This is a genomic window from Actinomadura sp. NAK00032, from assembly GCF_013364275.1.
Classification (GTDB): domain Bacteria; phylum Actinomycetota; class Actinomycetes; order Streptosporangiales; family Streptosporangiaceae; genus Spirillospora.
This window is the reverse complement of the sequence record NZ_CP054932.1, coordinates 5,996,794-6,010,540: the sequence shown is the minus strand read 5'-3', so window position 1 is coordinate 6,010,540 and position 13,747 is coordinate 5,996,794. Positions and strand designations below refer to the sequence as shown.

General features: G+C 74.4%; 10 protein-coding genes. 4 read left to right on the top strand and 6 right to left on the bottom strand.

The window, feature by feature from the left end:
* The first annotated feature begins 11 nt into the window (after positions 1–11).
* The 3 genes from HUT06_RS27850 to HUT06_RS27840 are packed head-to-tail and all read left to right on the top strand — an operon-like array spanning position 12 to position 1,610.
* A complete protein-coding gene (locus HUT06_RS27850) occupies positions 12–221 on the top strand; it encodes an MbtH family protein (RefSeq protein ID WP_138635693.1) in 210 nt (69 codons plus the stop codon).
* Positions 214–876 (top strand): GNAT family N-acetyltransferase, encoded by a 663-nt coding sequence (locus HUT06_RS27845; RefSeq protein ID WP_254715422.1) that lies wholly within the window; start codon positions 214–216, stop codon positions 874–876. The genes HUT06_RS27850 and HUT06_RS27845 overlap by 8 nt, the downstream gene beginning before the upstream one ends.
* The gene (locus HUT06_RS27840) at positions 873–1,610 is read left to right on the top strand and encodes a thioesterase II family protein (protein WP_176198414.1); all 738 of its coding nucleotides are present in this window, start codon (positions 873–875) and stop codon (positions 1,608–1,610) included. Before HUT06_RS27845 ends, HUT06_RS27840 begins: the two co-directional genes overlap by 4 nt.
* A gap of 91 nt (positions 1,611–1,701) precedes the next feature.
* Here the strand turns inward: HUT06_RS27840 and HUT06_RS27835 are convergent, their stop codons facing one another.
* Positions 1,702–2,760, bottom strand: coding sequence for a S1 family peptidase (locus HUT06_RS27835; protein WP_176198413.1), 1,059 nt, complete (start codon positions 2,758–2,760; stop codon positions 1,702–1,704).
* Between the two features lie 322 nt (positions 2,761–3,082).
* Here HUT06_RS27835 and HUT06_RS27830 point away from each other — a divergent pair, with 322 nt between their 5' ends.
* Positions 3,083–4,072: an ABC transporter ATP-binding protein gene (locus tag HUT06_RS27830; protein WP_176198412.1), complete on the top strand. Its 990-nt coding sequence runs from the start codon at positions 3,083–3,085 to the stop codon at positions 4,070–4,072.
* A gap of 24 nt (positions 4,073–4,096) precedes the next feature.
* Here the strand turns inward: HUT06_RS27830 and HUT06_RS27825 are convergent, their stop codons facing one another.
* The 5 genes from HUT06_RS27825 to HUT06_RS27805 are packed head-to-tail and all read right to left on the bottom strand — an operon-like array spanning position 4,097 to position 13,615.
* Positions 4,097–7,780, bottom strand: coding sequence for a glycosyl hydrolase (locus HUT06_RS27825; protein ID WP_176198411.1), 3,684 nt, complete (start codon positions 7,778–7,780; stop codon positions 4,097–4,099).
* A complete protein-coding gene (locus HUT06_RS27820; RefSeq protein WP_254715421.1) occupies positions 7,777–8,604 on the bottom strand; it encodes a carbohydrate ABC transporter permease in 828 nt (275 codons plus the stop codon). The genes HUT06_RS27825 and HUT06_RS27820 overlap by 4 nt, the downstream gene beginning before the upstream one ends.
* Positions 8,601–9,551: a carbohydrate ABC transporter permease gene (locus HUT06_RS27815; RefSeq protein WP_254715420.1), complete on the bottom strand. Its 951-nt coding sequence runs from the start codon at positions 9,549–9,551 to the stop codon at positions 8,601–8,603. Before HUT06_RS27815 ends, HUT06_RS27820 begins: the two co-directional genes overlap by 4 nt.
* A 3-nt stretch (positions 9,552–9,554) precedes the next feature.
* On the bottom strand, positions 9,555–10,820 hold the full coding sequence (locus tag HUT06_RS27810; protein ID WP_176198410.1) for an ABC transporter substrate-binding protein: 1,266 nt from the start codon (positions 10,818–10,820) through the stop codon (positions 9,555–9,557).
* Positions 10,817–13,615, bottom strand: coding sequence for a glycoside hydrolase family 78 protein (locus tag HUT06_RS27805; protein WP_176198409.1), 2,799 nt, complete (start codon positions 13,613–13,615; stop codon positions 10,817–10,819). The genes HUT06_RS27810 and HUT06_RS27805 overlap by 4 nt, the downstream gene beginning before the upstream one ends.
* Positions 13,616–13,747 lie beyond the last annotated feature (132 nt).

Here is a 13,747-nt window from a genome sequence, read left to right as displayed (position 1 = left end):
AAGGAAACCCCATGTCGAACCCCTTCGAGGACCCGGACGGCACCTACCTCGTGCTCGTCAACGGCGAGGGCCAGCACTCGCTGTGGCCGTCCTTCGCCGACGTCCCCGCCGGCTGGACCGTGGCCAAGGACGCGGACACCCGCCAGGCGTGCCTCGACCACATCACCGAGAACTGGACGGACATGCGGCCCAAGAGCTTGATCGAGGCCATGGGTGAGTGAGGGGGTCTGGGGGCCGCCCCCAGGAGGCGCCGAACTGGAGATCGCCTCGGTCACCGAGTGGACGATGGAGATGCGGGACGCGGCCGACCTGCGCCCCGCGCCGCTGCCCGCCGTCGAGATGACGTTCACCCTCGCCGCGCTGCCGTCCGCCGACGTCAGCCGCGCCCTGTACGCGGCGGTCGGCGCCCGGGTGTGCTGGACGGACCGCTTCCCGTGGTCCTACGAGCGGTGGCTGGCCTGGGTCGGGCGCCCCGAGCTGTCCACCTGGATCGCGATGGCCGAGGGCACCGTCGCGGGCTTCTTCGAGATCGAGGCGCAGCCGGACGGGGACACCGAGATCCACCTGCTCGGCCTCACGCCGGCGTTCGTCGGCCGCGGCTACGGCGGCTACCTCGTGGAGCAGTGCACGCGCCGCGCCTGGCAGCGCGGCGGGCTGTGGGCGCCGGACGCGGGCCCCGCCTCGCGGGTGTGGCTGCGCACCAGCAGCCTCGACCATCCGAACGCGATCGCGAACTACCGGCGCCGGGGCTTTAAGGTGGCGGCGGAGACCGCCGCGCCCAAGCTCGTGCCGGATCCGCGGGTCGCGCCGTGGCCGCTGCCCCACGACCCCCGGACGACCTCCCGGCGGCACGAGGAGGAGGAGTTGATCACGTGACCTGGTTCCGCTGCGCCGAGACGCGGCCGTGGGCGTCGATGCGGCTGTTCTGCCTGCCGCACGCGGGCGGGTCGGCGGTGTTCTACCGGCCGTGGGCCAAGGAGATCAGCCCGGCCGTGGAGGTGCACGCCGTCCAGTACCCCGGGCGCGCCGACCGGATGGGGGACGCGCTCGTCACCGACGCGCACCAGCTCGCCCGGCTGGTCGCGGGCGCGATGGCGCCGCTGATGGACCGTCCCGCCGCGCTGTTCGGGCACAGCATGGGCGCCGTCCTCGCCTACGAGGTGGCGCGGCTGCTGCAGGAGCGCGGCAGCGCCCCGGTGCACCTGTTCGCGTCCGGGACGCGTCCGCCGGACGACCGCGCCGCCGACCGCCGCGTCTGCGACCTCGACGACGACGGCGTGGTCGCCGAGATGGTCGAGATGGGCGGCACCGACGCGGAGGCGCTGCGGGACCCGGAGCTGCGCGACCTGGTCCTGCCGTACGTGCGCAACGACTTCGCGCTGATCGAGGACTACGCGCACCGGGCGGGGACGCGGCTGACGGTCCCGGTCACCGCGATCGTCGGGGACGCCGACGCGCACGTGTCGCCGGAGCAGGCGCGGGGCTGGGCGCGGGCCACCGACGGGCGGTTCGCGCTGAAGGTGCTGCCGGGCGGCCACTTCTACCTCGCCGACCAGCAGTCCGCCGTCATCGCCGAGGTGCTGCGCACCCTGGAGGTGCCCGCCGGCTGAGCCGGACACGGCGGACGGGCCGCCCCCACGGAGTCCGGGTGGGGACGGCCCGCCCTCTCACGGTGCCGTCTTTCTCAGTGGAGCCGCGTGATCAGTAGACGCTCAGGCCGTAGCGGCTGAGCGGCTCGGTGACCGGCTGGAAGAACGTCGTCCCGCCGGAGGAGCAGTTGCCGCTGCCGCCCGAGGTCAGGCCGAGCGCGGTGGACCCGGCGAACAGGGAGCCGCCGCTGTCGCCGGGCTCGGCGCACACCGTGGTGCGGATGAGGCCGCTGACGCTGCCCTCCTGGTAGTTCACCGTCTGGTTGAGCGCGGTGACGCGTCCGTTGTGCAGGCCGGTGGTGCTGCCGCTGCGGTACACGGTCTGCCCGACCGCGGCGTTGCCGGCGCTGGTGATGTCGCGGGTGCCGGACCCGTACAGGCTGACGCTGCCCTGCGTGTCGGTGGGCGTCGAGCTGTACTGCACGACCCCGTAGTCGTTGCCGGGGAAGCTGCTGGCCACGGTGCGGCCCAGCGTCCGGCCCGAGCTGTCGGTCCAGGTCGTGCCGATGTTGGTGCAGTGCCCGGCGGTGACGAAGTAGTACGTGCTGCCGGACCGGACGTTGAAGCCCAGCGAGCAGCGCGCGCCGCCGGTGTAGATGGCCTCGCCGCCGCGGGTGAACTTCTGGAACTTCCCGGCGACCCGCTCGGTGCGGACGGCCGCGCCCTGCCTGGCGGCGGCGGCCTTGACCTTCGTGAGCTTGGCGCCCGTGACCGTGCTGTCCATGCTGAGGACGACCTGGTTGGACGCCGGGTCGACGGCCCAGGCGGTGCCCGGGACGGTCGCCTCGCGCTTGAGCGCCGCCATGACCTTCGTCAGGTCGGCGCCGCTGCGCGCCACGGTCTGCGGCACCGCGCCGGCGGCGCGGACGGCCTGCGCGGCCTGCGCGCCGGTGACCGTGACGACCAGCTGCCCGCCCTTGAGGTAGGAGCCGGCGGACTGGGTGCCGAGCTGGTGCGCGAGCGAGGTGGCCAGCGTGCCGGGCACCGCGGGAGCGGCGGGCGCGGCGGGGCTGGCGGACGCGGCGGGAGCGGCCGCGAGGGTGGCGGCCACGAGACCGGCCGCGGCCGTGGTGACGGCGGCGGCGGCGACGCGCCTGTGACGGGTGTTCACTTGTGCCTCCAGCGGGGGGGGTGGCGCACCCTTGTGGTGCGCCGGAGGTCCTGGACATGGTGTAAGACCGCCAAGGCGGACGAAAGACGCAGAAGGTGACTAATTACAACCGCGCGCGTTGTCACCCTGGTGACGTGCGGGTGGTCAGTCGGGCAACGTCCGCCCGCGCCCCCGGAAACCGAACGCGATTATGTTTCGGGATGGACCCGGCGCCCGCTGGGCCTCCCCGGCCCGGCGTTGCGCACGTACAGTCGAGGCAACGGGGGATCGGGCCGACGACGCGGATTCCCCCGCCCCCCGGTTCCCCGGCACGGGAGTGCCCATGGGCGTCGAGATCCGGGTGGAAGGGCTGAGGAAGTCGTTCGGGCGGCAGGTCATCTGGGAGGACGTGTCGCTCACCATCCCGGCGGGCGAGATCTCCGCGCTGCTCGGGCCGTCCGGCACCGGCAAGTCGGTGTTCCTGAAGAACCTCGTCGGGCTGCTGCGCCCCGACCGCGGCCACGTCTACGTCGGCGGCGGCGACGTGCCGCGGCTGCGCGAGCACGAGCTCTACGAGATGCGCCGCCAGTTCGGCGTGCTGTTCCAGGACGGCGCCCTGTTCGGCTCCATGAACATCTACGACAACATCGCCTTCCCGCTGCGCGAGCACACCAAGAAGGGCGAGTCGGAGATCCGGCGCATCGTGCTGGAGAAGATGGACATGGTGGGCCTCACCGGGTCGGAGGACAAGCTGCCCGGCGAGATCTCCGGCGGGATGAAGAAGCGCGCCGGGCTCGCCCGCGCCCTCGTCCTGGACCCGCAGATCATCCTGGCGGACGAGCCGGACTCCGGCCTGGACCCCGTCCGCACCGCCTACCTCAACCAGCTGTTCGTCGACCTCAACACCGAGCTCGGCGCCACCTTCCTCATCGTCACCCACGACATCGGCACCGCCCGCGTCCTGCCGGACAACCTCGGCCTGCTGTTCCGCCGCGGCCTGGTCATGTTCGGGCCGCGCGAGATGGTGCTGTCGAGCACGCACCCGGCGGTGCACCAGTTCTTCAACGCCCGCCGCGAGGGCCCCATCGGGATGGCCGAGGAGAAGGACGTCGCCGACGCCGCCGCCGAGCCGCACGCCCCGCCGATGCCGGCGCCGATCCAGCCGCAGCTCATGCCGAGCGACGGCCGGATGCGCCCCGCGATGCGGCGCCCCGGCGCGTGGCTGCGCGAGCACGGCATCACCCCGCCGCCGGGCTCGTTCATCGACGAGCAGGGCCGCGACTGGCTCACCGACTGGGACGCCCTGGCCGCCCAGCGCCAGTGGCGCCCCTGACGCGTCAGTCCCGGCCCTGACGCGTCAGTTCTGGAAGGTGGTGAGGACGACCGGGCCGAGCAGGCCGCAGGTCCGCTGGCCCGGGAAGACGAAGTGGGTGGGGCTCGACTCGTCGAGGTGGGGGGCGAGGGTGCCGTAGACGGTGACCTCGATCTCGTTGCGGCCGGCGCGTAGCGCGGGGCCGAGGTCGAAGGCGTACGGGGAGCAGATCCGCACGCCCGCCGCGCGCCCGTTCACCGCGACCTCGGCGGTGCCGCGGACGCGGCCGAGGTCGAGCGCGGCCGCGCCGGGCGCCGCCGGCAGGTCCAGGACGCGCCGGTAGCGGACGCCGCCGCTGTACCCGGCGAGGCCCGCGTCCTCCCAGTCGCCCAGCTCGATCGTGCCCGGGCCGGCGGTGAACGCGACCGGTCCGGCGAGGGCCGCGCCCGCGCGGTGCTCCGGACGGGTCCGCAGCCGCAGTTCGGCGGTCGCGGCCGGCCGCGCGCCGCCGGGGAGTTCGAGGTCGAAGCGACCGGCGCCGTCGTGCGCGGCGGGGAGCGGTTCGCCGTCGAGGAGGACGGCGGTGACCTCGGCCCGCGCGGTGAAGCGCATCCGCGTCGCGCCCGGCGGCACGGCGAAGCGCAGCCGCTCGGCCCCGGGCGTGGCGCCGGGGTCGGCGAAGGACGCGGGCAGGACGGTGCCGTCGGCCGGGGCGTCCTCCAGCCAGTGCGCGCCGGGCAGCGGGTGCGGGCGGCGCCGCAAGTGGAGGGCGGCGGGGTCGCCGGTCTGCGCCCGCCTGGGCACGACGGGCGCCGCGGCGTCGTCGCGGGCCGCGGTCCAGCCGGCGCCGGACACGACCGGGCCGTCCACCAGGACCGCCGCCGCGCTCCCGCCCTCGGTGAGGACGAGCGTGAGGCGGGCGCCGGGCGCGTCGGGCAGGTCGTAGCGGCCGACGCGGGGCGCCGCCTGCTCGGCGTAGGGGTCGAAGCCGCCCTGCCTGCCGATCTCCGCCCCGTCCAGCAGCACGCGGCACGGGGACGCGGACGCCACCTGGAGGACGGACGGCCCGGTGCCGCGCGGCAGTTCGGCGGTGAAGGCGACCCGCGCGCCGGGGCGCGCCGCCCCGCCGGCGGTGATCCACTCGGGCCGGACGCAGCGCGCCGGGTCGGTCACGACGGACACGTGCCCGCGCAGCCGCACGTCCTCGTCGGGGACCAGGCGGACCTCCAGCGTGTGCTCGCCGGGGGAGAGCGGGTCCCCGGCCACCGCGAGGTAGCCGCGGTCGTCGAGCGGGACCTCGGTCCCGTCCACCAGGAGCGTCTTGGCGGCGGCGAAGCCGAGGACGGGGAAGCCGCCCGGCGCGGGCACGGTCACGCGGGTGCGCAGCACGACCGCCCGCCCGGCCTCGACGTCGCCGAAGTCGAGGAACTCCTCGGGGACGTGCCCCTTCGGGCCGAGCACCGGCCGGTGGACGGGGTCCTTGCGGATGCCGCGGGTGTCGGAGTAGACGGCGGGCCGCCACTCGCCACCGGATGACCAGCGTGCGTGGGGGCCGAACGTCGCGTGGGCCGGGGTCCAGCCGGGGTCGTCCTCCGCCCGGTGCCAGAGCTGCCAGCGCTCCAGCGGCGCCGTCCCACCGGCCGGGCGGGCGAAGTCGCCCCAGGTGTTGTCGAGCGTCGGCACCAGTTCCATGTCCCAGGTGGAGCCGAGGTCGAGTTCGGTCGCGGGGCGGCGCGGGACGGGCGGCGCCGCCTCCTCCGGAGCGGCCGTGCCCGGGAACACCAGCAGCGCGGCGGGGCCGTCGTCGAACGGCACGACGACCTCCGTGTCCGGGCCCGCGGCGGTCGCGGGCAGCTCCCGGGGCGGGCCGCCGAACGGGCTCACCAGGTAGGCGGGGCCCGTCACGCCGCGGACCCGGACCGGCATGTCGCGGTGGTAGCGGCCGGGGTCGAAGTCGTAGGTCACGTCCAGCCAGCCGAGGTCGATGCCGCGCTCGTCGGGGCGGCCGACCGACACACGGGACGCCATCGACTCGGCCGCCGTCACGAACACCACGGTCGCGCCGTCCACCTCGCGGACCAGGGCCGGGACGGGCGCCTCGACCCGCCGCGCGGACTCCAGCACCGGGCCGAGCGCGCCGGCGTCCGGCACCGTCTCCAGCAGCGCGGCCAGCCGGGCGACGGCCTCCCCGGCGCCCGGGTCCCCGACCCCGTGCCGGGGCGGCGGGCCGACGGCCACCACCCGGCCGCCCGCCTCGGCCAGCGCGGCCAGCCGCCGGGCGGTGTCCCCTTCGAGGACGGTGCAGGCGGGGAGCAGGACCGTCCCGTAGGACTCGTCCGCGACGGTCAGCCGGCCGTCCGCGACCGCCGCCCGCCGGACGGAGTCGTCGTCGATGACGTCGGCGTCGACGCGGAGCCGGTCGAGGGCGCCGGGCACCATCTGGAACCACGCCATGTCGCCGGTCAGCGCCCGGTACGTCTCCTGGGCGAGCGCGGCGGAGGCGTCCACGCCGTCGAGCCGCGTGCCCGCCTGGGCGGTCGCGGTCGGGAACAGCACGGCCACGTCGCAGACGTGGCGGCCGAGCGACAGGGCCGCGCACAGCCGCGCGACCGCGTCGGCGAAGACCCGGTGGTGCGGCCAGTAGGGCTGCCGCCAGTCCGTCGAGGGCGGCGCCCACTCCCACCAGCCCGCCTTGGTCGAGTAGTAGACCGCGTGCGGGTTGTACAGCGTCGCGCCGGCGCGCAGCCACGGCAGCAGCCAGTCGAAGGTCTCTTCCAGCGTCCCGCCCCAGCCGCTGGAGTGGAACGCCTCGATCCACACCCGGTCCCGGCCGTAAAGGTGGGCCAGGGACGCGTGGATCCGGGCGTCGCCGTGGTGGTCGGAGCCGGGCGCGCCGAACCAGCGGTGGGTGCGGGCGTAGTCGGCGTACAGGCGCACGCCGTCCACCGGGTGCCCGGCGCGGGCCGGGTCCTGCTGGTCGCAGCCGTGCAGCAGCCCGTGCCGCTCGTGCCACTCGGCCAGCGGCCGGAAGAACGCCTCCTCGGCCAGTTCCGCGCGGGTGAGGTGGTAGTCGCGGCGCACCTCGCCCGCCTGCGCGCCGCCGCCGTCCTTCCACAGGGCCGGCAGGTGCGGGGTCGGGTCGTAGCCGCGGCGGGCCGCGAACTCCGCCGCGAACCCCTCCGTCCAGGTCGGCAGCGCGGGCAGCTCGTCCTGGAACGATCCGGCGATCACGTTGCCGAAGCGGTGCCCGAGCCGCCGCTCGAACTCCCCGTGGACGCGGTCGAGCAGCGCCGCGCACGCCGTCGCCGACAGGTAGTCGAAGCCGCGCGCCGACGTGCCGCCGTCCGGCTCCAGCCACTGCCCCGCGAACCCGGGGACGTCGCGCACCAGCCGCGCCTGGAGGTCGGCTCCGGAGAAGCCGAGCTGGTCGTAGAACCACAGCGACGTCCCGAGCCGGGCGGCGTCCTCGCACACCCCGTCGAGCAGCTCCCACCAGGCGTCGGTGAAGAACGCCGGGTCGTCGGCGTCGGAGCCGAACATCGGGCCGGACGGCGCCAGGTTGAGGATCACCAGGTTGTGCACGCCGCCCGCGGCGAAGCGCTCCAGCTGGTCGCGCAGCCGCCGCCGGTCGAGCCGCTCGCCGCTCCACCACCAGATGGGCGCGGGGGAGTACGCGCGGGGCGGCGCGTCCAGCACCGCCCGGAGCCGTCCCGGAATCACCGGACTCATCCCTTCAGCCCGCTCGCGAAGCCCTTGATGACGTAGCGCTGCAGCACCAGGAACACCGCCAGGATCGGCAGCGAGGCCAGCACCAGCCCGGCGAACACGAGCCCGTTGTCCGAGACGTACTGGCCGACGAAGGAGAAGATCTTCACCGGGACCGTCTCGCGGGTCGAGCCGCCGAGGTACAGCAGCGGCGTGAAGAAGTCGTTCCAGATGAACACCGCGTTGAGGATCAGCACGGTGCCGGTGATCGGCCGCAGCAGCGGGAACACCACCCGGGTGAACGCCCTGACGTGGCCGGCGCCGTCGATCAGCGCGGCGTGCGCGTAGTCGGCCGGCAGCGCCCGGATGAACCCCGTGTAGAGGAAGATCGTGAAGGGCAGCTGGATCCCGGTGTAGAAGATGATCATCGCCGGGTAGGAGCCGAGCAGCCCGGCCCCGTCCACCAGCTTGAACAGCGGGATCATGCCGAGCTGGAACGGCAGCACGATGCCGAGCAGGAACAGCACGTACAGGCCGTAGCCCAGCCGGGACGCCTGGCGCGACAGGAAGTAGGCGGCGAACGAGCCGATCGCGATCAGCGCCAGCAGGCTCACCACCGTGATCACCGTGCTGTTGAACAGCGCCGGGCCGAGCTCCGCGCGCGTCCAGGCCGCGGAGTAGTTGTCCAGCGCCGGGTCCGACGGCAGGGCCAGCGGCGACTCGGCGACCGCCCGCTGGTCCTTGAGCGACAGCGTGACGAGGGCGTACACGGGGAACAGGAAGGCGACGGCGACCGCGATCATCACCAGTTCCAGCCCGAACGTCCGCAGCCCGTACCGCACGTTCACGCGCTCACCTCCCGGCCCCGCAGGTAGTGGATCTGCACCATCGACACCGCCGCGACGAACAGCGCCAGCACCAGCGCGATCGAGGTGCTGTAGCCGTAGTTGCCGAAGACGAACGCCTGCTTGTACAGGACGGTCGACAGCGTCTCGCTGGCGTGCCCCGGGCCCCCGCTCGTGGCGGCGTAGACCTGGTCGAACAGCTTGAGGCCGCCGATCGTCGACAGCATCAGGTTGATCGTGACGGCGGGCGCCAGCATCGGCCACGTCACGTTCCGGAACCGCTGGAACCGGCCCGCGCCGTCGATCATCGCGGCCTCGTGCAGCTCGGCGGGCACGCCCTCCAGCCCGGCCAGGAAGATCACCATGGAGTACCCGGCGAACTGCCAGACCACCATGCCCGCGACCGACCACAGCGCCAGCGACGGGTCGCCCAGCCAGTCCTGCCGCAGCGCGCCGAGCCCGACCGCGCCGAGGACGCCGTTGAGCCCCGCGCCGGGCGCCGGGTTGTAGATGTACTTCCACAGGAACGCCACCATCACCGGGCTGACGACGGCCGGGGCGAAGAACACCACGCGCAGCACGGTCCGCGACTTGATCTTCGCGTGCACGCCGAGCGCCAGCAGCAGCCCGATCCCGTTCTGGACGAACACGATCGCCACGGTCAGCAGCAGCGTGTTGGCCAGCGAGCCGCGCGCGGCCTCGTCGCGGAACAGCCGGGTGAAGTTGTCCAGCCCGTTGAAGCTGCGCTCGCCGAGGCCGTTCCAGTCGGTGAAGGCGTACACGACGCCGCTGACGCTCGGGTACAGCACCACCAGCGCGTAGACGGCGAGGGCGGGCGCCGCGAACCACCACGGCGGGGACAGGAAGCGGGCGCCCCGCCGCCGGCGGCGGCCCGGCGCGCCCGGCGGCGCGGCGGACTTCACCGGGGCGGGGCGGGTGGTCGAGGTCACGGGTCAGTTCTTCCGGTAGGTCTCGTCCAGCTTCTTCAGCGCCGCGTTCACCGACGTCTTGCCGCCCAGCAGCTCCTGGACCACCGCGAAGTGGGCCGGCTGGATCTCGGCGTTCGGCCACCCCTGGTCCATGAACGGCACGGCCTTGTTGCCGTCGATGAACGGCAGGAACGGCTCCAGCACCGGGTCGATCTTGGACGTGGAGTCGCGGCTGAGCGGCACGCAGGCGACGGCCTCCGCCCAGCGGTTCATGTTCCGCTGCTCACCGAGGAACTCCAGGAACGCCTTGGCCTCGTCCACGTTCTTGCCGCGCGCGCTGACCCCGAGCCCGACGACGACGCCCGCCGGGATCCACACCTGGCCCGCGTCGTCGGCCCCGGGCACCGGGAACATGCCGAGGTCGGCGGCGTCGGCGGCGGACTTGCGGAAGTCGGGCAGCACGGCCGACACCTGGATCGCCATCGCGGCCTTGCCGGTGGCGACCATGGCGGTCTGCTGCTCGAACGTCGTGCCGTTGGGGTTGTCGTTGAAGTACCCGCGCTTCTGCAGCTCCAGGTACATCTCGAACGCGTCCGCCCAGCCCGAGCCGGCGAAGCTCGCCGAGCCCGCCTTCATCTGCTCGTCGAACTTCGGGTTCTTGGCGTAGACCGTGGAGGGGACGAGCGCGTAGGTGATCAGCTGGGTGACCCACTGGGTCTGGGCGCCCAGCGCGATCGGCACCTTGCCCTTCTTCTTGATCTTCTCGCAGACGTCCAGGAACCCCGACCAGGTGGTGGGCGGCTCGACGCCGGCCTCCTGGAAGACCTTCTTGTTGTAGACGGCGCCGATGACGCTGGAGCCGGCGGAGTAGATGTAGGTCTTGCCGCCGTTCTCGAACGCCGGCTTCAGCCCGGCCGGGATCCGCTTCGTCCAGGCCTGGCCGCTCAGGTCGGCCAGCAGGCCGGCCTGGGAGATCTGCGCCATGCTCATCGCCGAGCCGTTGCCGGGGTACACCACGTGCACGTCGGGGGCGTTGCCCGCGCCGAGCTGCGTGCGCACCGAGGTCTGCACCTGGTCGGTGGGCGCGTAGGACGCGTTGAACTTGCTCTTGGTGTACTCCTTGATCAGCAGCTCGAGCGGCTTCTGCTGGTCGGCGACGCCGACCAGCCGCAGCGCCCCGCCGCCGCCCGAACCGGACGTCCCGCCGCAGGCCGCCAGCGCTCCCATGGCGGCGACGCCGCCGGTCAGCCCCAGGAAGCCGCGGCGGCTGAGCCCCGTAGACGATGTCATGAGTCCTCCTCGAATCGCGGCCCTGCGCCGCGATGGATGTGCGCCGCCGGGGCCGCCGGTGAGGGCGCGGCCGCCGGGTCCGGCGCGGTGAAGCGGTAGTCCCCCGAGGACACCCGGCAGCGGAGCGTTCCGGGTTCGGTGCCGAGGACGTCGACCCCGGCGGCCTCGGCCACCGGGATCCCGCTCTCGCGCACGCCGCCGGGGTCGCCGGCCGGCACGTGCACGATCGCGGTGGCCCCCGGCGGCACGCTCACCTCCAGCCGCAGCTCGCCGTCCGCCCGCGACCACGCGGTCCGGACGGTGCCGCGCACCGACTCGTAGGCGGCGCGCGCCCAGTCCAGCCCGCCGGGCCGGGGGCGGACCAGCAGCTCGCGGTACCCGGCGGAGCCGGGTGCCTGGCCCAGCCCGGCGACGCCCTGGTAGAGCCATTCGCCGATGGAGCCGAGCGCGTAGTGGTTGAAGGAGTTCATCGCCGCGGCCTGGAAGCCGCGCTCCTCGGTGTAGCCGTCCCAGCGCTCCCAGATCGTGGTCGCGCCGTGCCGCAGCGGGTGCAGCCAGGACGGCGGGTCGGTCCTGCGCAGCAGCGCGTGCGCGAGGTCGGGCCGCCCGCACTCGTCCAGCACCGGGGCGAGCAGCCCCACGCCGAGGAAGCCGGTGGTGGTGCCGGGCCCCGCCGCCTCGACCAGCTCGGCCAGCCGGTCGGCGGCGGGCCGGACCAGGCCGTCCGGCAGCAGCCCGAACGCCAGGGCGAGCAGGTAGCCGGTCTGGGTGTCGCCGCGGACCCGGCCGTCCGGCGTGGTGAACCGCTCGGCGAACACCGCGCGGACGCGCTCGGCGAGCGCGCCGTACCGCTCCGCGGCGTCGCGCCGGCCGAGGACCTCGGCGGCGCGGGCGGTGAGGCCGGCGCTGCGGGCGAAGTAGGCGGTGGCGACGACCTCGCGCGGCGTCGGCGCGGGGGCGAGCCAGTCGGCGAAGTGCGGCCCGACGCGGTGCCGCCACACCAGGTCGGGGTTGTGCCGGTGGACGTGGTCGACCCAGGCGCACATGGCGTCGAGGTTGCTTTCGAGGAAGCGCTCGTCCCCGTACACGCGGTACAGGTGCCAGGGGACGATGACCCCGGCGTCGCCCCAGCCCGGCGCGCCCTCGTCGGCGACGCCGGCGAGCCGCGGCGCCACGTTCGTGAACGCGCCGCCGGGCGACTGGGCGCCGCGGACCTCCCGCAGCCAGCCGTCGAAGAAGGCGGCGACGTCGGCGTTGAGGCAGGCGGTCGGCAGGAACACCTGCGCGTCGGCGAGCCAGCCGAGCCGCTCGTCGCGCTGCGGGCAGTCCGTGGGGACGCTGACGAAGTTGGAGCGCTGCCCCCAGCGGATGGCCCGGTACAGGCGCTCGACGTCCGGGTCGGAGCAGCCGAACTCGCCCGTCCGCGGGGTGTCGTTGTGCAGGACGACGCCGGTGATGTCGGCGGCGTCCAGTTCGGCGAGGCCCGTGACCTCCGCGTAGCGGAACCCGTGGTAGGTGAAGCGCGGCTCGAACACCGCCTCGGCGCCGTCGCCCGCGATGAGGACGTCCGTCGCGTCGGCGGTGCGCAGGTTGCCGGTGTAGAGGGCGCCGTCGTCGTCCAGGGCCTCGGCGTGCCGGACCACCACGCGCGCGCCCGGGGTCAGGCCGCGGGCGCGGAGGCGGACGCGGCCGGCGAAGTTCTGCCCGAAGTCGACCAGGTGCCGGTCGCCGCCGGTGCGGGTGACGGCGCGGGCGGGCAGTTCCTCCACGGCCCGGACGGGCGGTGCCACCGACGCGGTGATCAGGTCGTGGTCGGCGCCGGTGGCCTGCGCGGGCCGCCAGCCGCCGGCGTCGTCGAAGGCGGGGCGGTCCCAGCCGGGGGTGTCGCGGCGCAGGTCGTGGCACTCGCCCTTCAGCAGGTCGGCGTACCGGATCGGGGAGCGGCGGGTGCGCCAGTCCCCGCCGGTGGCGATGACCTCGTGGCGGCCGTCGGCGTGGTCGAGGTGCAGCTCCGCCAGCAGCTCCGGGAACGCTCCATAGTGGGCGCCGAGGCGGCGCGGGTCGAAGCCCACGAAGCCGCTCCACCAGCCGTCGGCCAGCGTGCAGGCGAGGACGTTCTCCCCGGCGGCGACGAGCGCGGTCACGTCGTGGACCTGGTAGTCGACGCGGTCGCGGTAGTCGGTCCAGCCCGGCGCGAGCTCGGCGTCGCCGGCGCGGTGGCCGTTCAGCCGCATCTCGTACAGGCCGCGGGCGGTGACGTACAGGCGTGCGCGGACGGGCGCCTCGGGGGCGTCGAACGCGCGCCGCAGCCGGATCGCGGGCTGCAGGCCGTGGTCGGCGAGGGCCAGCTCGCCCTCCTCGGGCGCGTCCACCACGTCGAGGTCGCCGGTGTCGTGGGTGATCCAGGACGCCCGCCAGGCCGCCGGGCCGAGCAGGCCGGTCTCGAACCAGGAGGACGCGGCGGCGGTCGCGCCGTCCCCGGCGGTGACCGCCACCTCCCAGCGGTAGCGGGTGCGGGGGCGCAGCGGCGCGCCCGCGTAGCGGACGGACACCGCGGCCGGGTCGGCGACCTCGCCGGTGTCCCAGACCTGCGCCGCGTCCTCGGTCTCGTCCTCGGGGGAGCCCGCCGGGACGGTCCAGACGCGCACCCGGTACCGGGCCTGCGCGTCGCCGCGCCGGCTGGAGGACAGCCGCCATGCCAGCGCCGGCGCCGGCTCGTCGATGCCCAGCGGCTCGGTCAGGTGCGCGCAGCGAAGGCCGTAGGGCGCCAGTGCCGCGGTGGGGTCGCCGCTCATGCCTCCGCCTCCGTTCGTTTCGTTGTCATGCGGTTTTAACACTTATCGATGTGAGATGGAGCGTAGAGATACCGGGATTGGGTGTCAAGATGTCAGGTAGATCACATTGGTCCGCGCCGCCGTTTCCGGCAT